20 protein-coding genes and 1 pseudogene are annotated in these 21,134 nt (G+C 69.9%); 16 read left to right on the top strand and 5 right to left on the bottom strand.

The features are described from left to right. Nucleotides 1-202: 202 nt before the first annotated feature. The 3 genes from ACFVV1_RS24040 to ACFVV1_RS24030 are packed head-to-tail and all read left to right on the top strand — an operon-like array spanning nt 203 to nt 3,836. Nucleotides 203-1,549, top strand: coding sequence for a discoidin domain-containing protein (locus tag ACFVV1_RS24040; RefSeq protein WP_389992646.1), 1,347 nt, complete (start codon nt 203-205; stop codon nt 1,547-1,549). Continuing rightward, a complete protein-coding gene (locus ACFVV1_RS24035; protein WP_389992643.1) occupies nt 1,549-2,823 on the top strand; it encodes an MFS transporter in 1,275 nt (424 codons plus the stop codon). The genes ACFVV1_RS24040 and ACFVV1_RS24035 overlap by 1 nt, the downstream gene beginning before the upstream one ends. Next, entirely contained in the window at nt 2,820-3,836 is a 1,017-nt protein-coding gene (locus tag ACFVV1_RS24030; RefSeq protein ID WP_389992641.1) for a TolB family protein, read from the top strand. Before ACFVV1_RS24035 ends, ACFVV1_RS24030 begins: the two co-directional genes overlap by 4 nt. Before the next feature lie 160 nt (nt 3,837-3,996). On the opposite strand, the gene ACFVV1_RS24025 is transcribed toward ACFVV1_RS24030, so the two are convergent. The 3 genes from ACFVV1_RS24025 to ACFVV1_RS24015 all read right to left on the bottom strand — a co-directional run bounded on the left by ACFVV1_RS24025 (nt 3,997) and on the right by ACFVV1_RS24015 (nt 7,948). After that, the gene (locus tag ACFVV1_RS24025) at nt 3,997-4,335 is read right to left on the bottom strand and encodes a MerR family transcriptional regulator (protein WP_389992638.1); all 339 of its coding nucleotides are present in this window, start codon (nt 4,333-4,335) and stop codon (nt 3,997-3,999) included. Nucleotides 4,336-5,100: 765 nt separating this feature from the next. Further along, nucleotides 5,101-6,303 (bottom strand): PP2C family protein-serine/threonine phosphatase, encoded by a 1,203-nt coding sequence (locus ACFVV1_RS24020; RefSeq protein ID WP_389992635.1) that lies wholly within the window; start codon nt 6,301-6,303, stop codon nt 5,101-5,103. Nucleotides 6,304-6,862: 559 nt separating this feature from the next. Next, nucleotides 6,863-7,948: a PP2C family protein-serine/threonine phosphatase gene (locus tag ACFVV1_RS24015; protein WP_389992633.1), complete on the bottom strand. Its 1,086-nt coding sequence runs from the start codon at nt 7,946-7,948 to the stop codon at nt 6,863-6,865. A 661-nt stretch (nt 7,949-8,609) separates the two neighbouring features. Here ACFVV1_RS24015 and ACFVV1_RS24010 point away from each other — a divergent pair. Genes ACFVV1_RS24010 through ACFVV1_RS23985 form a run of 6 tightly spaced genes read left to right on the top strand, consistent with a single transcriptional unit; the run spans nt 8,610 to nt 14,262 of the window. Next, a complete protein-coding gene (locus tag ACFVV1_RS24010) occupies nt 8,610-9,350 on the top strand; it encodes a DUF1684 domain-containing protein (RefSeq protein ID WP_389992631.1) in 741 nt (246 codons plus the stop codon). Between the two features lie 47 nt (nt 9,351-9,397). Then, the gene (locus ACFVV1_RS24005) at nt 9,398-10,915 is read left to right on the top strand and encodes an ABC transporter substrate-binding protein (RefSeq protein ID WP_389992629.1); all 1,518 of its coding nucleotides are present in this window, start codon (nt 9,398-9,400) and stop codon (nt 10,913-10,915) included. Continuing rightward, nucleotides 10,915-11,880, top strand: a complete 966-nt coding sequence (locus tag ACFVV1_RS24000; protein ID WP_389992626.1) for an ABC transporter permease — start codon at nt 10,915-10,917, stop codon at nt 11,878-11,880. Before ACFVV1_RS24005 ends, ACFVV1_RS24000 begins: the two co-directional genes overlap by 1 nt. Continuing rightward, nucleotides 11,877-12,704 (top strand): ABC transporter permease, encoded by an 828-nt coding sequence (locus ACFVV1_RS23995; RefSeq protein WP_389992623.1) that lies wholly within the window; start codon nt 11,877-11,879, stop codon nt 12,702-12,704. Before ACFVV1_RS24000 ends, ACFVV1_RS23995 begins: the two co-directional genes overlap by 4 nt. Further along, nucleotides 12,701-13,501, top strand: a complete 801-nt coding sequence (locus tag ACFVV1_RS23990) for an ATP-binding cassette domain-containing protein (RefSeq protein ID WP_389992620.1) — start codon at nt 12,701-12,703, stop codon at nt 13,499-13,501. Before ACFVV1_RS23995 ends, ACFVV1_RS23990 begins: the two co-directional genes overlap by 4 nt. After that, entirely contained in the window at nt 13,498-14,262 is a 765-nt protein-coding gene (locus tag ACFVV1_RS23985) for an ABC transporter ATP-binding protein (RefSeq protein WP_389992617.1), read from the top strand. The genes ACFVV1_RS23990 and ACFVV1_RS23985 overlap by 4 nt, the downstream gene beginning before the upstream one ends. A 46-nt stretch (nt 14,263-14,308) precedes the next feature. Here the strand turns inward: ACFVV1_RS23985 and ACFVV1_RS23980 are convergent. Further along, a pseudogene (locus ACFVV1_RS23980) lies at nt 14,309-14,623 on the bottom strand (molybdopterin-dependent oxidoreductase); the annotation flags it as partial. On the opposite strand from ACFVV1_RS23980, the gene ACFVV1_RS23975 reads away from it, so the two are divergent. From ACFVV1_RS23975 to ACFVV1_RS23945, 7 genes are all read left to right on the top strand, one after another. Further along, complete coding sequence (locus ACFVV1_RS23975) at nt 14,550-15,011, top strand: archease (RefSeq protein ID WP_389992614.1); 462 nt, start codon at nt 14,550-14,552, stop codon at nt 15,009-15,011. The pseudogene ACFVV1_RS23980 and the gene ACFVV1_RS23975 sit on opposite strands and share 74 nt — an antisense overlap. A gap of 23 nt (nt 15,012-15,034) precedes the next feature. Beyond that, on the top strand, nt 15,035-16,018 hold the full coding sequence (locus ACFVV1_RS23970; RefSeq protein ID WP_389992611.1) for a CapA family protein: 984 nt from the start codon (nt 15,035-15,037) through the stop codon (nt 16,016-16,018). Next, nucleotides 16,015-17,451 carry an RtcB family protein gene (locus tag ACFVV1_RS23965; RefSeq protein ID WP_389992958.1) on the top strand — a complete coding sequence of 479 codons (1,437 nt, stop codon included), beginning with the start codon at nt 16,015-16,017 and terminating at the stop codon, nt 17,449-17,451. The genes ACFVV1_RS23970 and ACFVV1_RS23965 overlap by 4 nt, the downstream gene beginning before the upstream one ends. A 296-nt stretch (nt 17,452-17,747) precedes the next feature. Next, nucleotides 17,748-18,179: a hypothetical protein gene (locus ACFVV1_RS23960; protein WP_389992608.1), complete on the top strand. Its 432-nt coding sequence runs from the start codon at nt 17,748-17,750 to the stop codon at nt 18,177-18,179. Between the two features lie 456 nt (nt 18,180-18,635). Next, nucleotides 18,636-19,091, top strand: coding sequence for a hypothetical protein (locus ACFVV1_RS23955; protein ID WP_389992606.1), 456 nt, complete (start codon nt 18,636-18,638; stop codon nt 19,089-19,091). An 11-nt stretch (nt 19,092-19,102) separates the two neighbouring features. Beyond that, the gene (locus ACFVV1_RS23950; protein ID WP_389992604.1) at nt 19,103-19,717 is read left to right on the top strand and encodes a cell wall protein; all 615 of its coding nucleotides are present in this window, start codon (nt 19,103-19,105) and stop codon (nt 19,715-19,717) included. A gap of 31 nt (nt 19,718-19,748) precedes the next feature. Next, nucleotides 19,749-20,651 (top strand): MauE/DoxX family redox-associated membrane protein, encoded by a 903-nt coding sequence (locus ACFVV1_RS23945; RefSeq protein WP_389992601.1) that lies wholly within the window; start codon nt 19,749-19,751, stop codon nt 20,649-20,651. Between the two features lie 73 nt (nt 20,652-20,724). Here ACFVV1_RS23945 and ACFVV1_RS23940 read toward each other — a convergent pair whose 3' ends face one another. After that, nucleotides 20,725-21,024, bottom strand: coding sequence for a hypothetical protein (locus ACFVV1_RS23940; RefSeq protein ID WP_389992599.1), 300 nt, complete (start codon nt 21,022-21,024; stop codon nt 20,725-20,727). Between the last annotated feature and the right edge of the window lie 110 nt (nt 21,025-21,134).

Here is a 21,134-nt window from a genome sequence, read left to right as displayed (position 1 = left end):
GTTGGGGGACTGGTAGGAAAGTTTACTGTTCGCTAGCATGCCGGGCGGTGGCTTGGCGCGGTGCCCCACCCCCGTGGCATGACGCGCTCAGTGAGAGCTCTGGCCCGGCCACCACGATGCCGCCCCCTGCCCGCGCGGGCCGGGGCGCGAGGTCACGCACCGATGCCCAGCTCTCGCCACCCCCAAGGCCAGGAGTCCAGGGATGCACCTGAACGGCTCAACTCCGCTCCTCACGCCCACGCGGCGCCGTACGGTGGGCGTGGTCATCGCCGCCGTACTGCTCCTCGTCGGCGGTCTGTTGCTCGCCTACCCCGACCGGGCCGGCGCCGCCGCCGACCCCCTCATCTCGCGGGGCAAGCCCGCCACCGCGTCCTCCAGCGAAAGTTCCGGCCTCGGCCCGCAGAAAGCCTTCGACGGCGACCCGGCCACCCGGTGGGCGAGCGCCGAGGGCAAGGATCCGCAGTGGATCCGCGTCGACCTCGGTGCCACCGCCAACGTCACTGGAGTGAAACTGAGTTGGGAGGCCGCGTACGCCAAGGCGTACCGGATCGAGATCTCCGCCGACGGCACCACCTGGACCCGGCTCGCCGACGAGACGGCCGGGAACGGCGGCACCGACGACTGGCCCACCCTCGCCGGCAAGGGCCGCTACCTGCGCGTGTACGGCACCGCGCGCGGCACCGCCTACGGCTACTCGCTGTACGAGACCGAGGTGTACGGCACATTCGACGACGCGCCCCCGCCGACCGGCGCCTTCACCGTGGTCGCCGCCGGCGACATCGCCGCCCAGTGCACCGCCTCCGACAGCGGATGCGCCCACCCCAAGACCGCCGCACTGGCCCAGCAAATCAATCCGAAGTTCTATCTGACGATGGGCGACAACCAGTACGACGACGCCCGGATCACCGACTACCGCGCCTACTACGACAAGACCTGGGGCGCTTTCAAGGACAGGACGCATCCGGTACCGGGCAACCACGAGACGTACGATCCGGCCGGGTCACTGGTCGGCTACAAGACGTACTTCGGGGCGATCGCGTACCCCCAGGGCAAGAGCTACTACAGCTTCGACGAGGGCAATTGGCACTTCGTCGCCCTCGACTCCAACTCCTTCGACCAGAGCGCCCAGATCGACTGGCTCAAGGCCGACCTCGCGAAGAACGGCAAGGCGTGCATCGCCGCCTACTGGCACCACCCGCTGTACTCCTCCGGCGGGCACGGCAACGACCCGGTCAGCAGGCCGGTCTGGAAGATCCTGTACGGAGCCAAGGCCGATCTCGTGCTCAACGGGCACGACCACCACTACGAGCGGTTCGCCCCGCAGAACCCCGACGGGAAGGCCACCGCGGACGGAATCACCGAGATCGTCGGCGGCATGGGCGGCGCCGAACCGTACCCCATCGAAAACGTCCAGCCCAACAGCCAGAAGCGGATCAGTGGTGAATACGGCGTCCTGAAACTGGACTTCACCGACTCCGACTACAGCTGGAGCTACGTCGGCACCGACGGCAAGGCCAAGGACACCAGCCCGAAGTACGCCTGCCACTGATGTATCTGGCGACCACAGGCCGCCGGGATGCGTCGGCCCCGCCCCGCACCGGCGGGGCGGGCCGACGCGTCCCCGGCACCGTCCTGGCACTCGGCACGGTCAGCCTCGTCACCGACATCTCCTCCGAGATGGTCACCGCGGTGCTGCCGCTCTACCTCGTCCTCGGACTTGGTCTCTCACCCCTTCAATTCGGATTCCTGGACGGCCTGTTCAACGGCGCGGCCTCCGTCGTCCGGCTGGTCGGCGGGCACGCCGCCGACCGCGGCCAACGGCACAAACGGGTCGCCGGGATCGGCTACGCACTCTCCGCCTGCTCCCGGCTCGGCCTGCTCCTCGCGGGCGGTGCCACCGCCGGGATCGCGGCTGCCCTCGCCGCCGACCGGGTCGGCAAGGGCATCCGCACGGCGCCGCGCGACGCGCTGATCACCCTGAGCAGCCGGCCCGAGGTGCTCGGCCGGTCCTTCGGCGTGCACCGGGCGATGGACACCACGGGCGCCCTGCTGGGCCCGCTCGCCGCGTTCGCCCTGCTCTGGGCGACCGCCGACGCCTACGACGCGGTGTTCGTCGTCAGCTTCTGCGTCGGCCTGCTAGGGGTACTGCTCCTCGTCCTGTACGTGCCCGGACCCCACCCGACACCGCCGACCAGCCCAACTTCTCGTAGCGGCAAGGCATTCGACGCACTCCGTGATCCCGGGTTCCGGCGGATTCTCGGAGCCGCCGCCCTGCTCGGAGCCGCCACCGTCGGTGACGCGTTCGTCTACCTCCTGCTCCAGCGCCGCCTCGACCTCCCCGTCGGCTGGTTCCCGCTGCTGCCGCTCGGCGCGGCGGCGTGCTACCTGCTGCTCGCGGTCCCGGCGGGGCGGATCGCGGACCGGGCCGGCCGACGGCTGCCGTTCCTGTACGGACACCTCGCGCTGCTCGGGGTGTACGCCACGCTTCTCGCCCCGGCCGGCGGTCCGGGCCCGCTGCTCCTGGTGCCCGTCCTCGTGCTGCTCGGCGTCTTCTACGCCACCACCGACGGGGTGCTGATGGCCCTCGCCGGACCCGTGCTGCCCGCCGACGGCAGGGCGGGTGGACTCGCCCTGCTCCAGACCGGCCAGGCGCTGGCCCGGATGCTCGCCGCAGCGGGCTTCGGCGCCGCGTGGACGGCGTGGGGTCCGCGCCCCGCGCTGTGGGCGGCGATTGCGGCCCTGCTCGCCGCGCTCGCGGGCGGCTGGGCACTGCTGCCGCGCAACCCGCCCGGAGCCCGGATCTCCGAAAGGCGTACCGCATGATTGTCAGGTTCCCCAGCTCCGCCGCGCCGCTGGGCCCTCGGGCCCGTATCGCCGTCGTCGTGGCCGCGGTGCTCCTCCTCGCGGGCGGCTCCGTCGGGTATGTCCTGCACGCGCGACACCGGTCGCAGGGGCAACTAGTCGACGCCGACGCCTCGTTCACGCTCACCGGGCCTGCGGTGTACTTCCGGGACACGGCCTCAGGACGTGTCGCACATCAGCCGCGCGCCGGAACCACTGCCGCCCGTACCACCGGCGGCCCCGCCTGTGACCGGTTCTACGCCTCCGGTGACAGCGCGCTCTGTCTGCGCGCCAAGCCCGGGGTGCTGCCGAAGTCATACGCGATCGTGCTCGACCGGCACCTGCGCGAGGTGCGCCGGATCACGGTGCCGGGCGTCCCCACCCGTGCCCGCGTCTCCGCCTCCGGGCGGATGCTGTCCTGGACGGTGTTCGCCACGGGCGACTCGTACGCCACCACCGCGTTCTCCACCCGGACCGCCGTCCTCGACCTGCGCACCGGCTACCTCATCAAGTCCATCGAGGACATCCCCCTCACCATCGACGGTGCCCGCCACCACGCCCCCGACGTCAACTACTGGGGAGTGACCTTCGCCCGCGACGACAACCGCTTCTACGCGACCGTCTCCACCAAGGGCCGCACCTACCTCGTCGAGGGAAACATGAGGGACTGGTCGGCGAAGGCGCTGCGGCAGAACGCCGAGTGTCCCTCCCTGTCACCCGACAACACCCGGATCGCCTTCAAGAAGAAGGTTTCCGAGGACCCGGCCGCGCCCTGGCGGCTGTACGTGCTGGATCTGCGGACCATGCGCGAGACGCTGCTCGCCGAGACCCGCAGCGTCGACGACCAGGCGGCCTGGCTGGACGACGGTACGGTTGCCTACGCGCTCCCGGGCGCGGCCGGCCGGGCGAGCGACATCTGGACCGTCCCCGCAGACGGTACCGGGGCACCCCGCGTGGCCGTGGCGGGCGGCTCGTCGCCGGTGGCGGTCGGCTGAGCGAGGCGGCCCGTGCCAGGCCGCATCCAATCATTCCCCGACGGCGTATACGGCCGCCGCTGTTCCGGCGAAGTGCGTCGGTGTGACGGGTGACGGGTGACGGGTGACGGTGTTGATGCGGCCGACCTCGCCGCCCGACTCCCCTTCGGTGGTGGGCGGGTCAGACTCCTGAGCCGGGGCGGGACTCGGCGGCGGACCGGCGCAGTTCTTCGTTGACGCGCCGGGCTTCGTCGAGTTGGTCCTCGAGGACGATGATGCGACAGGCCGCCTCGACCGGGGTGCCCTGGTCGACGAGTTCGCGGGCGCGGGCGGCGACCTTCAGCTGGTAGCGGGAGTAGCGGCGGTGCCCGCCCTCGGACCGCAGCGGGGTGATGAGGCGGGCTTCTCCGACGGCCCGCAGGAAGGCAGGAGTGGTGCCGAGCATTTCGGCGGCCCGTCCCATGGTGTAGGCGGGGTAGTCGTCGTCGTCGAGACGGCCGAGAGGGTTGTCTGCGGTCATGTGCACCTCTGATCGGGGGACGTGTCGGGGGCCCTGGCGCCGTACAGCACCAGGGCCCTGAGGATTTGAACACCATCTGCCGGCTTACTGCGGCGCCGGCCTGTCGTTTCCGCACCGTCTCCCGGCTGATGGGAGCGGGTGCGGGGATCGCGGATGCGTGACCGTGTGACCACCTTCCGTTCCGGGGTCTGCGGCACCCGGGCTGACTACGTCCTCGCTCGGGCGATCCTGATGGCGCTGGCCTCCTTCTTTCTCCTGGCTGATCCATCTGTTTGCCACGTGCGGGTCCTGGTACTGCCGACGGCATCTGCGAGCCGCCAGGCCCGGCGGTCGACGAAGGGACCCTCAATCCTTGCGGCCCCGTCGTTCCGCTGCCGTGCCACACCCGCTTCCGTCTTGTGGGCGCGGCCGTTCGTCTCTGCCGCACCTCACAGACTTCCTGGCTATGTGGAAGACACTAACTCCAGAGATGAAGTATGTCTACTATCGCCATGACAGATTTTGCCTGAGAGGAAGGAGTGGAAGTTTGCGCAGTGCAGCACATATTTCGGGGCGCGGACATTGCGTCTCCGCATTGATCCGAGCAGTGACTGTCGCGTCCGCGGAACTGCGTCCATGGGTCGGTCTCCGGCAGCCGGTCGAGGAGCTGTGGAGCAGACCGGTGGGGGACGGATCGGGCCGGGGGAGCGCGCGCCGCAGGCGGCACTCACATCCCCCAGGTCCTGCCGTGCCGTGGGCTTGCCCAGGACTGATGTCGGCCTCCCGTCAGCACTCCCGTGCTGGGCCCGTTCTTCCGGAGCCGTGACGGAAGCCGTCGGACTGGGCGGCCTTTCCGTGATGGAGTCCCGAACCGGCGGAATCGACGGCAGGTATGCGGTGGATCGCGATGACAGCGGCGTCGTCACCGAGATACCCGCCGGCGTGGGCCAGGAGGTCGCGGCGCAGGTGGCGCAGGAGCATCTCCGGGGAACTGTCGGTCCACCGGGCGGCCCGTTCCGCGAACGGATAGAAGTCTCCCTCTCGGCCGCGTGCTTCGATGACGCCGTCGGTGTAGAGGAGAAGGGTGTCGCCGTCCTCGAAGGTGAACACGTCAACGGTGTACCCCGTCTGGCCTGTGCCGCCGACCCCCAGCGGGGGTGCGGGGTGCAGACTCGGGACGGTGACGGAATGTCCCGGGCTGAGCAGCAGGGGGGCGGGGTGTCCGCAGCTGGTCATGCGGATGATGGGGTCACCGTCGGGGATCTCCAGCAGGAGGGCGGTGACGAAGCGTTCCCCGGCCTCGCTTTCCGGCTCGAAGTCGGCCTGGTAGCGGCCGACACTCCGTTCGAGGGCGGCGGCGAGTGCGGGCAGGCTGGCGTGCTGGTGGGCGGCCTCGCGGAAGGCGCCGAGCAGGAGGGCGGCTTCTCCGATGGCGGCCAGGCCCTTGCCTCTCACATCACCGATCATCACGTGGGTTCCGCCTCCGGTACGGGTGGCCGCGTACAGGTCGCCCCCGATCAGGGCCTCGTCCTCCGCGGCCAGGTACAGCGAGGCGACCCGCAGCGGCCCGATGCGGTCGGGGAGCGGCCACAGCAGGACCTGCTGCGCGGCTTCGGCCACCGACCGCACCCGGGCGAGTTCCTGGCCGTGCCGCTCGCGTATCAGGCAGAAGAACACGACCAGCGCCGAGAGCACGGCAATGGCGGCAATCTGCACGAGCACGCTCCGGGAGGTCAGTATGCCGAAGTGCAGACCGATGAATGCCTGGGCCGCCACGGCCAGGACTCCGATCACCCCGGCCGAGAGCGGACCTGCGAATGAGGCGGTGATCGCGGGCGCTATGACCAGCAGCGGTCCCAGATGGATGTCCGCCGGCGCCAGAAGGTCCACAACCGTGATCACGACGATGAGCGCAAGGGGGATCACCAGCAGCGCATGGCCCGGCCGCCATGACTCCCGCAGACCCTCGATGCGTTCACTGAGACCCACGTCTTCCACACTGCACCGCCCCTGGGCAGTGCACGAGTCGGGCCGGTGGCGTAGGGCCCGGCCCGGTGAATTCCCCACCGGCGTGTCCGAGCCCGAGCGCGGAATTTCCCTCTTGCCGGGCGCTGCACCCTCTCCTGCGGCGAACGCCGTCAGGAGGTCGCCGCAGGCATCGGCGCAGGGTGCGCGCCGCCCGCGACAAGGGAGCGGCCGTGGTACTCGTCCTGTACCACCGTTGACCGGACAGAGTGGCATCGAGTGCCTCCGCCGGCGGGGCGCCGACCCATGACCGGCCCGGATCTTGGTTCTGCGGTGAAACACGGGGTGCCGCAGCCGATCCGTTCCTTCCATGCGCAGCTGGGCCACGCAGGTGCGGGCGACGTCTTCCCCGTCGGCGTGTCCGACAGGACGCGCATCTTGGAGCCGGGCCTACCCCGGTCCACGGGGCTCGGGCCTGTGAGTTCGCCCCTATCCGTTTTGACGGCACCGCAAGGGGTTACGGCCCCGCAAGGGGTTAACCCGGTCCGGGCCGGAAAGACCGCCTACGAGAGGCCAGGAGTTCCTAGTCGGGCAGGTGGTAGACGGCGAGAGCCGCGGTGTCGTCGTGGAGGCGGTTGTTGCTGTAGATGAGGAGATCGTGGTGGAGGCGGTCGAGGAGTTCCCGGGGTGGGAGGGGACCCCAGGAGAGGACACGCTGGGGGAGGGGGTAGAAGGCCCCGGCGGGGTCGCGTGCTTCGGTGACGCCGTCCGTGTAGAGCAGCAACTGGTCGCCTGGGCGGAAGGGGTACTCGTCGACCTGGTAGGCCTCCGTGAGGAGCATGCCGAGGTTGAGTGGCGGTGCGGGGTCGGCCGTCTCCAGCTCAGTGACTCCGTCGGAGCGGATGAGCAGGGGCGGGGGGTGGCCGCAGTTGACGATGCGGACCACGTGACGGCGAGGGATCTCCGCGAAGATGGCCGTGACGAAGCGTTCGCCCATGTCGCTTCCGGCAAGGCGGGCGGCTCTGCGGTTCATGCTGATTTCTACCCGGCGGGCAACGGTGGCGAGGTCGGGTTCGTCGTGGGCGGCCTCGCGAAAGGCACCGAGAAGCGTGGCGGCCGTCTCCACGGCAGGGAGGCCCTTTCCGCGGACGTCGCCGATGACAAGGCGGAGTCCGTACGTGGTGGGGACGGCCTCATACAGGTCGCCGCCGATGCGTGCTTCCGCGTCGGCGGACAGGTAGAGGGCTTCCACCTGAATGGGGCCGATGCGGTGAGGGACCGGGCTGAGCAGGACACGCTGCGCGATCTCGGCCACGAAACGCACGGTGGCGAGGGTGCGTTCCCGGCGCACGCGGTGGGCAGCCAGGATTGTTCCGAGAACGCCGACCAGAGCGGTGCACAGGTAGGCGGCCACGTAGTGGCGCTCCCACACGTAGCTCACCGGGCGGCCCGCGCAGCACGGGGTGCCGGCCAGGACCCCTTCGAAGACGATCGCGAACACGGTGATGGCACCGACGGCAGCGGGGCCGTGGGCGAAGGCGGCGATCACCGGGAGGGCGATGAGCAGGAAGCTCACGGGCCACTGCACGGGCGTGAGGGGTTCGAGCACCAGGATGCCCGCGATGTAGAAGGCGGGCAGCCAACGCATCCATGCGGGCGCGGCAGGCACCGGCGGGCCCCCGCTGCCAGGCCGCGCCGTCCAGTCGCTCGCCGCCCCGGGGCGGCCTGGCCACCTCACTGCTCCCTCCGGCGTGGAGCGAGCGCGGACGCTGCCCCGCCGGAGCACGGAGCCACCGAGTGGCCCGCAGGCGGACGGCGCTCCTGGCGGGTCCACTCACAGAGCCTGTACACGCGGAACTCCTGACACAAGACGTGGTCAAGACGTCCATCCTGCTGCGCCGCAAGGTTGCGGGCCGGTCATTGCTCCAGCCAATGGCATGTCAGGAAGGTACGGCCGGCGAGCAACGACGACGTCCCGTCGTATCGCCCACTTCACCATCGCGCGCGACCTCGGTGGGGTGCTTCGGGTGCTGCGCTCGGGCACGGACACAGCGTCCCGCGACGCCTGCAGCAGCGATGCCCGGCCGCCTGCGGCAATGCACGCGTGCGGCCGAGCAGGCCCCCTCCGCTCCCTTCCGGCGCAGGCTGTGGTCCGGCCTCGCACGGCTCGGCCGAGGGCTGCCGCCGACTTGGGCCTGCGGCTCCGGCCGGTCTCACTATTCAGCCAAATTTGACATTAGCTCGCCTTATGGAAGATAAAGAAGGTCCTTTGGGCTGAAGGTCACGCAGCGTAACGTTCGAGGCGTGGCAGCCACCGCACGTCTACGCGAATGAGTAATGCCGTGTCCCACGCCGCCGTAGTACCTGACCAGCCGACCGACCCCGCCGGGGACTGGGAGGCATGGCGCGCCGAGCGGCGGCGCTCCATTACCTCGGCCGCCGGGAACCTCGCCCTCGTCGAGACCCGCTGGGCCCCGGCGGGTGAGCTCCCCGACCTCGACGCGGCCCGAGCCGGACAGCCGGATTCTGTGATCGTCACCACGGTCGAGCGCACCGACTTCGTCACCGGCGAGCCCGAGTACGGTCTCCGATTCTGGGACGCGCAGTCCCCCGCGATCCAGAACTTCGATCGCACCGATGTCTTCCCGTACGACCCGGCCTGGGTGCTGGAGGCCTCGTACACCCCGGTGCCAGGCGCCAGGCGGGTCGGGTTCGAGCACATCCGGGACAACGGCGGCACCCGGGACCTCGTCGTACCGGGCGACATCGAGCTCACCGTGGACGGCCGGGACTACACACTGAGCGCCTTCGACGACGACGGCACCCTGCTGCTCGTCTTCGGCGACCCCACCAACGGCGACATCACCTACGGTGCCGGGCGCTTCCTCTTCGTCACCCACACCGGCGAGGGCCGCGTCCTGCTCGACTTCAACCGTGCCTTCGTGCCGCCCTGCGGATTCTCCGACCAGTACAACTGTCCGATGCCGCCGCGGCAGAACCGTTTCCACCTGCCCGTAGAGGCCGGAGAGAAGCGGCCCGTCTTCCGCGACGGCTTCGCCGCGCAGCACTGATCAACCCCGCACTCCTCCGCCTCGCAGCACGAAAGCGCGTACTCCTCATGAGCATCAAGAAGACTTCCCTCTACGGCGCAGCCACCGCCGCCGCCCTCGCCCTGACCCTCACAGCTTGCGGCGGGGGCTCCCACGCGGGCAGCGCCGCCGGAGGCGCGCACGACAAGAACGCCACAGTCAACATCGGATCGCTCTACGAGCCGCAGAATCTCGACAACACCGCGGGCGGCGGTCAGGGTGTCACCGAGGCGCTCAACGGCAATGTGTACGAAGGGCTGTTCAAGCTCACCGACGAGGGCAAGGTCGAGAAGCTGCTCGCCCAGGACTACAAGGTCAGCGGCGACGGACTCACGTACACCTTCACCCTGCGCGACGGTGTCAAGTTCCACGGTGGCAAGAAGCTCACCAGCCAGGATGTCAAGTACAGCCTGGAAAAGGTGATCGCGAAGGACTCGCAGTCCGCGCGCAAGAACAATCTCGAGGTCATCAAGTCCGTCGAGACACCTGATGCGCACACGGTGGAAGTCAGGCTGTCGAAGAAGTCGATCTCCTTCGTCTACAACCTCTCCTATGTCTGGATCATCAACTCCCAGGCGAAGGACCTCAAGACGACCGAGGACGGCACCGGCCCCTACAAGCTGAACAAGTGGACCCGCGGCTCTGCTCTCAGCCTCGACCGGTTCGCCGGTTACTGGGGTGACGCCGCCGCCAACAAGCAGGTCGTCTTCCACTACTACAAGGACGCCACGGCGCTGAACAACGCGCTGCTGACCAACGCGGTGGACGTCGTCACGAGCGAGCAGTCGCCCGACGCCCTCGACCAGTTCAAGAGCAACCAGAACTACAAGGTCAACGACGGCAACTCGACGACCAAGCTGCTGCTCGCCTTCAACGACAAGGCCAAGCCCTTCACGGACGTCAAGGTCCGCCAGGCCGTCTCCGCCGCCATCGACGACAAGAAGCTGCTGGAGTCGGTCTGGGGCGGCTACGGCAAGCCCATCGGCTCCATGGTGCCGCCCACCGACCCGTGGTACGAGGATCTCACCAAGGTCAACGCGTACGACACCGCGCGCGCCAAGAAGCTGCTCGCCGAGGCCGGATACAAGAACGGCTTCAGCTTCACCCTCGACACCCCGAACTACGACCCGCACCCGACCGCCGCGACCTTCATCAAGTCGCAGCTCGCCAAGGTCGGCATCACCGTCGAGATCAACACGATCACGCCGGACGAGTGGTACACGAAGGTCTACAAGAACCACGACTTCACGGCCACGCTCCAGGAACACGTCAACGACCGCGACCTGGTCTGGTACGGCAACCCCGACTTCTACTGGGGCTACGACAACAAGCAGGTCACCCAGTGGGTCGAGGAGGCCGAGCAGGCGTCCAGCACCGCTGAGCAGACCGAACTCCTGAAGAAGGTCAACCGCAAGACCGCCGAGGAGGCGGCCAGCGACTGGCTGTACCTGTACCCGCAGATCGTCGTGGCCGGCAGCAAGCTGTCCGGCTACCCGGTCAACGGCCTCAACTCCCAGTTCTTCGCCTACGACATCAAGAAGGGCTGATGGCCCGGTATCTTCTGCGCCGTCTCGCCTTCCTGCTGGTTTCGCTGGCGCTCGCGAGCGTGGTCCTGTTCGTGCTGCTGCGCATGCTGCCGGGCGACCCCGCCAACGCGCTCACCTCCGTGGGCGCCAGCCCCGAGCAGATTGCGGCGGCGCGGCACTCCATCGGCTCCGACAGGCCGCTGCCCGAGCAGTTCATCCACTGGATCGGGCAGTTGGCGAGCGGTGACCTCGGTACCTCGTTCGTCAGCTCGCTGCCGGTCGGCCCCGAGATCGGCTCCCGGCTGAACGTCACCATCCCGCTCACGCTGGCCTCCTTCGTCCTGGCGGTACTCATCGCCGTTCCGGTCGGCTTCGTGGCCGCACACCGACGCCGGACCTGGTACGGGGCCCTGCTCAACGGGGTGTCCCAACTCGGGATCGCCGTCCCTGTGTTCTGGCTCGGCATGATCCTCATAGCCGTCTTCGCCCTGAACGCCGGCTGGCTTCCCGCGGGCGGCTTCCCGCAGGACGGCTGGTCACAGCCGGCCGAGGCGGTCCGCTCACTCGCCCTGCCCGTCCTCACCATCGCGCTCGTGATGAGCGCCTCGCTGATCCGCTACGTCAGGTCGGCCACACTCGACGTGCTGGGCAGCGACTATCTGCGCACCGCCCGAGCCATGGGCTCGTCGTTCGGGCGGGCCATGTGGCGGCACGGGCTGCGCAACGCCTCCGTACCGGTGATCTCGATCCTCGGCATCGAGCTGGCGTCCACGCTGCTGGGCGCGGTGGTCGTGGAGTCCGTGTATGCGCTCCCGGGTCTCGGCTCGCTGCTCGCGACCGGCATCGCACAGCACGACTATCCGGTGATCCAGGGTGTGCTGTTCATTTCCACGCTGGCGGTGCTGATCATCGGCTTCGCGGCCGACTTCGTACAGCGGATCATCGATCCGCGGCTGCGCGGCAGGCTCTCGGGAGGTGCCCGATGAAGCAGTCGACGAAGCGCTCGTACACGTTGACCATCGGATGCGTCCTGGCCGGCCTGATCGCCGTGCTCGCGCTGGTCTCCCTCTTCTGGCTCCCGTACGCCGCCGACGACACATCCGGCGGACGACTCACGGGCCCCGGTGCGGGCCATCTGCTCGGCACCGACAAGCTCGGCCGCGATCTGTTCACCCAGCTGATGACCGGCTCCCGTATCGCCTTCGAAGCGGGCCTGGGATCGGTCCTCATCGCGGCCGCCCTCGGCGGCACGCTGGGCGTGCTGGCCGCGTTCGCGCAGGGCTGGCTCGACGACACAGTCTCCGCTTTCCTCGACATCCTGATCGCCTTCCCGACGCTGCTGCTGGCGATGCTCATCGTCGCCGCCCGCTCGGCCACGCTGGGATCCGCCGTGCTGGCGATCGGCCTCGCGCAGAGCGCCGTCGTGGCACGGCTGGTGCGGATCCTGGTCAAGCGGGTCCTGGCGCAGGACTACATCACGGCCGCGCGCACATCAGGCACGTCGTGGCCGCGGATCGTGGCCGGGCACGTGCTGCCCAACATCTGGCCCACGCTCGTGGTGAACCTGGCCCTCCAGTTCGGGCTCGCGGTGCTGGCCGAGGCCGGCCTGTCCTACCTCGGTCTGGGAGCGCCGCCGCCCAACGCCTCGTGGGGCCGGATGCTCCAGGAGGCGCAGGCCACTTTCACCACGGCCCCGGCAGGCGCGCTGGCCCCCGGCATCCTTCTCGTCCTGCTCGTCATCGGCGTGAACCTCATCGCCGACGGACTGCGCGACACCCTCGACCCTGCGGCCCGGCGGAGGCGCGCATGAACATCCTCGACGTACGCGACCTCACGATCCGTACGGCTGACGGGCGCATCCTCGTCGACGGCCTCTCGCTGAACATGGCCCCCGGCGAACGCCTCGGCCTCATCGGAGAGTCGGGCTCCGGGAAATCGCTGACCACCCTCGCCGTGCTCGGCCTGCTGCCCGACGGCATGGCGGCCACCGGCAGCGCCGAGCTCGCCGGCACCCAGATCGTGGGCGCCAGTGAGAAACAGCTCACGGGTGTACGCGGCCGGGACGCCGCCATCGTCTTCCAGGAGCCACTCACCGCACTCGACCCGCTGATGCGCGTCGGCCGGCAGATCGCCGAACCCCTGAGCAGAAGGCGAGGGCTGAAGGGTGCCGGACTGAAGCGGTCTGTCGTAGAAGCGCTGGAGCAAGTGCGGCTGCCCGAACCCGACCGCATCGCCCGCGCCTTCCCGCACGAAATCTCCGGCGGACAGCGGCAGCGCGTTGCACTCGCCATGGCACTGGCCTGCGACCCGAAGCTACTCATCGCGGACGAGCCGACCACCGCCCTCGACGTCACCGTGCAGTCCGACATGCTCGACCTGATCGACACCCTCGTACGGGAACGGGACATGGCCGTCCTCTTCGTCAGCCACGACCTCGCGGTCGTCTCGAAGGTCACCGATCGTGTCCTGGTCATGAAGGACGGCCGCACCGTGGAGGAGGGCGACGTCCGCGAGATCGTGCGGACACCGCGTGAGGAGTACACCAAGGCGCTGGTGGCAAGCGCGCGGCAGCTGGAATCGGCTCTGGACCTGAGGAGCGCGCGATGACGCCCGTACTGGAGCTGAACGGAGCCTCCTTCAGCTACCGAGGACACACCGCGCCCGTCGTCGAGGACATCTCGCTCGCCGTCGAGACCGGGCAGAGCCTCGCCCTTGTCGGCGAATCGGGAGCGGGCAAGACCACGCTGCTGCGGCTGCTGCTAGGACTCGCCCGGGCAACCTCCGGCACCGTCCGGTTCGACGGCGAGGAGCTGAAACCGCGCGACAGCGAACAGACGAGGCGCTTCCGGCGCAGCGTCCAGTGCGTTTTCCAGGACCCGTACTCGTCGCTGGACCCGCGTCAGCGCGTCGGCAGCATCGTGTCCGAACCACTGCGTTCCCTCGGTATCGACAGCCGGGCCACCGCCGTGCCCAAGGTGGCCGACGCCCTGGAGCGGGTCGGACTCCCGGCCGACGCTGCGGAGCGCTATCCACACGAATTCTCCGGCGGCCAGCGCCAGCGCATCGCGATTGCCCGCGCGACCGTGTGCGACCCGCGGGTGCTGCTCGCCGACGAGCCCGTCAGCGCTCTCGACGTCACGACTCGCGTCAAAGTCGTTGACCTGCTCAATGAGTTGAAGCAAGAGCAGGGCCTGACTCTCGTCATGGTCTCCCACGACCTGTCGGTGGTCGCCTCGCTGTGCGAACGCACCGCCGTCCTCGAGAACGGCCACATTGTCGAACAGGGCGAAACCGCACAGGTGCTGGGCGCTCCCGCGCACCCGTACACGCGTCGCCTCGTCGAAAGCGTGCCCCGATTGCCCGCTTGACCGGTGGGTGCGTGCCTGCCGGAGACGGTGGCGCAGCTGAAGCAGAGCCGGTAAAGGCGATGTGGGCTGCTTCCGCCTGCAGTCCGGCCTCGGCCAGCACATCTGCCACTCGCACTCCGCCCCAGGACGCGGTGGAGGTGGCTCCGGGGCCCCAGGGGACGGGGGGCCGCGCCTCGTGCAGGTTGCCCCGGAGCGGTGTACGGGACGACTCTGGAGGAGGCAGCGCCTGCGGCTCGGGGAACTCGGCCTCAGGCCGTGCATACGGAGACGACGGAGAGGCGCCGACTGTGGACGGTCGGGAACCTTCGGGGAAGCAGCCTGGCGCGAGTGGCCACCGGGCTGTGCCACACACCGCGGACATGCAGGTGGAGGCGTGGTCGCCGACGGCCGCGGGCTGCATCGGCGAGGCTGTGCGCGCGGTGGTGGAGGGTTTCGCCGACACGTCCGGGGCCGCAGTTGTCGGGGACCACGAATACGCGATCACGGCGGAAGCCGATGAGGATCTGCTGGTGTCCGTCCTGGAGGAGGTCGTCTACCGGATGGATGCCGACGGCGAGATCCCGCTCGATGTGGAGGTGGGGGCGATCCGGTCGGCAGGGGACGGCCGGGGCCTGTCGGTCCGCTTCCGAATGGCCGACGTCGGCACCGTGGTCGCGGTCGGTGCGGTGCCGAAGGCCGTTTCGCTGCACGACCTGCAGTTGCGGTGCGGCGCTGGCGGCTGGACCTGCCGGGTGACCCTCGACGTCTGAGGGGGCAGGGAAGGGAAAGGATCATGGCGCTCACGGTGGCACTGGCAGGCGACACGATGCTCGGGCGCAATGTCGCCGAGGAACTGCGCCGTTCGCCGGTGCCGGGGACGCTGGTCTCCACGGGGATCAGGAAGGTGCTCGCGGAGGCGGACCTGTTCGTGCTCAATCTGGAGTGCTGTGTCTCCGACCGCGGGCACCGCTGGCCCGATCCGCGAAAGGCCTTCTTCTTCCGCGCGCCCTCCGCCGCCGCGAAGGTGCTGGCCGAACTGGGGGCGAACTGTGTGACGCTCGCGAACAACCACGCCCTGGATTACGGGTTCGACGCCCTGGCGGACACGTGCACCCTGCTGGCCGGGGCCGGCGTCCACGCGGTCGGTGCCGGGGCAGACATAAGCGCGGCCCGAGAGTTCGCGGTGCTGGAGGCGGGCGGTGTGCGGCTGGCGGTGGTGGGTGTCACGGACCACCCGAAGGAGTACGCGGCCGGGGCGGACAGTCCCGGTGTGGCCTGGGCCGATCTCCATGCAGGGGTGCCCGGCTGGCTGACGGAGTCGGTGGGCCGGGCCGCAGCGGCGGCGGACGTCGTGCTGGTCACTGCGCACTGGGGCCCCAACATGACCTCCCGGCCGCCGCGCCGCATCTCGGCCGCGGCCCCGGAGCTGCTGGCGGCGGGAGCGACACTGGTCGCCGGGCACTCCGCCCACGTCTTCCACGGGATCGCCGACCGGATCATCTACGACCTGGGTGACTTCGTCGACGACTACGCCGTCGATCCGGTCCTGCGCAACGACCTCGGGCTCCTCTTCCTGGTGACTTTGGACGGCCCGGATGCCGCGCACCTGGTTCCTGCCCGGGTGAAGGCGGTGCCGCTGACCCTGGACTACTGCCACACCCGCCTGGCGCGAGGCGAGGACCGGGAGTGGATCCGCGACCGGCTCACCACCGCCTGCGCCGAGTTCGGCACAGCCGTCGCCGATCGGACCGGATGGCTGACGGTCGACTGGAGATGAGGAACGTGGAGATCGCACTGCTGGAGAGCAGCCCGTACCGCTTCCGGATCGAGCAACGGGAGCCGATGCGCGTCCCCGGGGTCGTGTTCGCCTCGCGGGCGCTGCTGCCGCAGGCGGCGGGGGACAAGGCGCTGGAACAGGTGGCGAACGTGGCGACGCTTCCCGGCATCGTCCGCGCTTCCTTCGCCATGCCCGACGTCCACTGGGGCTACGGCTTCCCGATCGGCGGGGTGGCAGCCACCGACATCTCCCACGGCGGGGTCATCTCGCCCGGCGGCGTCGGGTTCGACATCTCGTGCGGTGTACGGCTGCTGGCCGCCGGCATCGACCGCGAGGCGCTCGGCCGCGACCGGATGCGGCGGCTGATGGACATCCTCGACGACACCATCCCGCGTGGCATGGGACGCGGCGGCCTGTGGAAGCTGTCGGGGGCCGGGGAGATGGACGAGCTGCTGGTCGGCGGCGCTCGGTACGCGGTCGAGCACGGCCACGGTGTGCCGCGCGACCTCACGCGCTGTGAGGACTACGGCGTCCTGGACGGTGCGGCCCCGGGGCAGGTGAGCGCGCGCGCCGTCGAGCGCGGTCTCCACCAGGTGGGAAGCCTCGGCTCGGGCAACCATTTCCTGGAGGTCCAGGCGGTGGACCAGGTCTACGATCCGGCCACCGCAGCGGCCTTCGGGCTGCGGGTGGGCCAGGTGTGCGTCATGATCCACTGCGGCTCGCGCGGCCTGGGGCACCAGGTGTGCACCGACCACGTCCGCGTGATGGACCAGGAACTGCACCGGCATCGCATCCAGGTCCCGGACCGGCAGCTGGCCTGTACGCCGGTCGACTCACCGCGGGGCCGCGCCTACCTCGGGGCGATGGCGGCGGCCGCCAACTACGGCCGGGCCAACCGCCAGCTGCTGTCAGAAGCCACCCGCCACGCCTTCGCGACCGCTGCGGGAGTCGGTCTGGAGCTGGTCTACGACATCTCGCACAACACCGCCAAACTCGAGACCCACGAAGTGGACGGCGTGGCACGTCCGCTGTGCGTCCACCGCAAGGGCGCGACGCGGGCGCTGCCGCCCGGCGACCCGAGCCTGCCCGAGGACCTCGTCCAGGCGGGCCAGCCGGTACTGGTCCCCGGGACGATGGGCACCGCCTCGTACGTGATGGTCGGCCTGCCAGGCAACGACGCCTTCCACTCCGCCTGCCACGGAGCCGGCCGGGTCTGGAGCCGCCACCACGCGCTGCGCATGGTCCGCGGGGAGCAGCTTCGCGGCGAGCTGGAGGCCCGGGGCATCGCCGTGCGCCCCTCCTCGTGGCGTGGTCTCGCCGAGGAGGCGCCGCAGGCATACAAGGACGTCGACGCGGTCGCCGCCGTCACCGAGGGCGCCGGACTCGCCCGGCTGGTTGCCCGTCTGGTGCCGCTGGGAGTGGTCAAGGGATGAGCCGGTACGAAGCGGGAGAGACCGGTAAGACATGCTCCGGCGGGCCGGTACAGAGGCATCGATCCCCGGCACGCCGAAGCGACGGTCACGATGGGCTCCGGTGGTGAAGCCGCTCGCGCCTCGGCGGATCGCAAGTGGTGTGGGTGCAGGGTCGGCACGAAGACCGGTCGGAAGCCGAGAGCAGTGATCACAGACTGAGGTCCTGCGCCTTTCAAGCAAAGTCGGGCGGAGGGGGCAAGCCCTCTCGGGGCATCGAGCAGCGGCACGTAGACGCAGCAACCGTGGGAGGAGCGGCGATGGCGGCCGCGGATCCGGAAGTCGTCGTGCATGCCGGACCGGTCCGGCATGCACGGGCAGCTGTCCGTCCCCGAAGGGGCCACGGGCATCGTGGTGTTCGCCCACGGCAGCGGCAGCAGCCGACACGGCCCACGCAACCGCTTCGTCTCGACCTCGCCGAACAAGGTCGGCCTGGCCACGCTGCTGTTCGGCCCTCCCACGGCGCAGGAAGAACGGGACCGGACCGCGCCCACGTCTTCGACGCCGCCCTGCCGGTCCGCCGCCTGGGCGACGCCACCCGCCGGCTGCTCGATCAGCCCGAGACCGAGGGCCTCGCGGTCGGCTACTACGGCGCCAGTACCGGCGCGGCCGCCGCGTCGTGGGCGGCGGCCGCGCCGGACTCCCCGGCCGTGGCGGTCGTCTCTCGCGGCGGCAGACCCGATCTCGCCTGACCCCGCCTGTCGGTGGTGACCGCGCCGACGCTGTTCATCGTCGGAGGCGAAGACGAGGTGGTGCTGGACCTCAACCGCCAGGCCCGGGCCCGGGCCCAGGCACTGCTGCGCTGCGGGAGCCGACTGGCTGTGGTCCCCGGCGCCACTCACCTGTTCGAGGTGCCTGGCGCTCTCGGGGAGGAGACGGACCTGGCCAGAGAGTGGTTCGCCGGCCACCTGGGGCGTCGCGCAGGACCAGGAAGTGGAGCGTCGGCGCGCCGCGCGGACAACTTTGCTCCCATCGATCGAGGGGGAGCGAGGCGCTCGACGAAACGGAACGAGGCCGTCTATACAACCGGCTTATCTACGCGCATCATTGAGTTGCTTCGCTCGGACAGCCATCTTCGGTCGGAACGCGGGCGTCACCCCTTCATGTGCCAGGTCGACGGTCGGCTGAGTACTTGTCATGCATGTGTCATGCACGCGTCAATCTCTGAGAAGGGCAACACGATGGCTTGCGGATCAACCAGCCTGTGGGCCGGTGAAACCAGTTGGTTCTGCTGTGGCAACGCCTGGGGGCCATGCTCCAGTGCCGGCGGCGGCGCCTGCGGCAACTGTCAGTCCAGCGCACGCCACGGCGCGTGGCCCAACGCCTCACAGGCGTGCTGGAACATCACCCGGCCCGACCTCTGTGGCGAGAACATACCCAGACGCGGCTGCGGTGCGGTGATGAACGTCAAGCACCAGTGCTCGGGCGCGACGGTGTGCATCACGATCACCGACTGCGGCCCGCGCACCAAGGACTGGTGCGGCGAGGCGACTTGCTGCAATGGCAGCTGTCGCACCAACCGGGTCCTCGACCTGACCCCGGCAGCCTTCTCGGCGATCGGCAACCTGAGCTCGGGCAAGCTGCCGGTCTACATCTACGAGTGAGGAGCACCGACATGACCGTACGACACGACCGGGCCGACGGGATGCGCCGCCGGCGCTTCCTCACCAATGCCGCGCTGGGTGGCGCGACCATCATCGGCGCGACCGCGCTCGGCGGCCTCGACGCCGAGGCCGCCTTCGCCGCGGAACCCTCGCTCGACCCCGCGATAGCCAAGTCCACCTTCGTGGAGGGCCGCATCACGGGCATCACCGGCAGCATCCTGGAGGTGGCCGGATCCAACGGCGGCCACTCCCGGGTTCAGATGACCAACGTCACCAGCGTGTGGAAAGTTCGACCCACCACGGCCGAAGTGATCGACGTCGGCGACGGGCTCTACGCACGCGGCGTCAAGATGCCCGACGGCACCGTGGCCGCCGACGCGGTATGGGTGAACATCGTGAATCTGGACACGCGGATCCGCGGCATCGCGAAGAACCGGCTGCACCTCGCCCACGGGCAGCACGAACTGGTCGGTCACGTCGCCCCGGACGCCAGCGCCTCCTACGCCGGCCGCGCACTGACGTCCGACCTGTCCCGGCTGCGCATCGGGCAGAGCGCCCAGGTGCTCGGTGCCTGGCGGCCGTCCGACAACTCCGTGGACGTCGTCCGCATCTCCGTCGGGCACTGATGCAGGCCCAGGGACACAGAGAGACGAAGAGATGCTGTCACTGACAACGAGCCTCGCCCCGCTGGTCCTCGCGGGCCTGCTCGGGTGGACCGGAGCGGTCAAGCTGTTCAGCCGAGGCACCGCACAGCAGGCGCCGAAGACGGTGCTGGCCCGCATGCTGCGCAGCAGTGAGCGGGCCACGACGGTGCTGCGCGCGACCGGCGCAGGTGAACTCCTGATCGCCGCAGGCCTGCTGATGACCCCGGCGAACCCGGTGCCGGGGGCCGCCGCCGCGGTCCTCGGGACGGGCTTCCTCGCCTACCTCGGCTACGGCCGGACCGTGGCACCGGAGTCCTCCTGCGGCTGCTCGGCCAGTGAGGACACCCCCATCACCTGGCGGGCGTTCGCACGGGCGGCGGTCGTGGTCATCGGCGGGACCACGGTGGCGGTGGCACAGGGCACCTGGTGGTCGGCGCTCTCCGAGCGGCCTGCCGGTGCCCTTGTCTTCCTGGCCGGGGCGGCGGCGGTTCTGGTCGCCCTCTCGGCCGACCTCGACCGGTGGTGGCTGCTGCCGCTGCGCCGGACGAGGCTGCGTGTCTTCGGCCACCCGCTCCTCGGCACCGCCGGGAGGGACCAGGTGCCGGTCGCAGCGAGCGTCGAACTCCTGGAGAACTCCCTTGCCTGGCAGGCCGCCGCACCAGTGGTTCGGTCTGCCTTGCTGGACCACTGGGAGGACGACGGCTGGCGCATTCTCCAATACTCGGGTGTGTACGGGGACCGGGAGAACGCGCGCCCGGTCGCGGTGGTGTTCGCACTCGACGCCACGGCCGGGCGCGACACCGGCGACGACCCAATCGTCCGTGTCAGTTATGTCGACGCGGACAGCGGGGAGACGGTGGCCATGGAAGAACTCAACGCGGTGCCGTCGCGGAGGAGCCTGCCGATGGCGGGCTGACGCCACGGACGGATACCTCGGCCCGGTTCGGTCGCGCAGCCGGGTTGGGGTCGGCCGCGTCCGGCGGCCGTCGTCAGCCGTCGTCAGCCGTCGGCAGTCCGGCGCGGATGCGTGGCACCCCGTAGGTGCGCTTCGAGACAAGGTGCAGCATGGCGATCTCGTTGGCCAGGGCGTCATCGGCGGCTTTCCTCGCCGTGCGCCCCTTGTCCTCGCTCAACGGATCCTGGAGGAGTTGATCGAGGCCGAGGCCACTGCTCGAATCGGCGCGGAACCGTGCGAGCACACCGCCGGGACGGGCGCGGTCGTGGAGAGCGTGGCGGTGCTGCAGGGCACGACGACAACCGGGCAGCCGGGACAGATGATCAGCGCACACGCCGGAGGGGAGCGCCGGGTGGGCGTGGCGTCCGCTGCGGACGAGGGTCGTGGTCTTCGGGACGCCGACTGGTCGTCGCCGCAGGCTCCGGTGCCGGCAGACGCCGGACC

Origin of the sequence: Streptomyces sp. NPDC058092 (assembly GCF_042884935.1) — a bacterium.
Taxonomy (GTDB): domain Bacteria; phylum Actinomycetota; class Actinomycetes; order Streptomycetales; family Streptomycetaceae; genus Streptomyces.
Note: the sequence above shows the minus strand (reverse complement) of the source record. Positions and strands in the feature narration are given on the sequence as shown.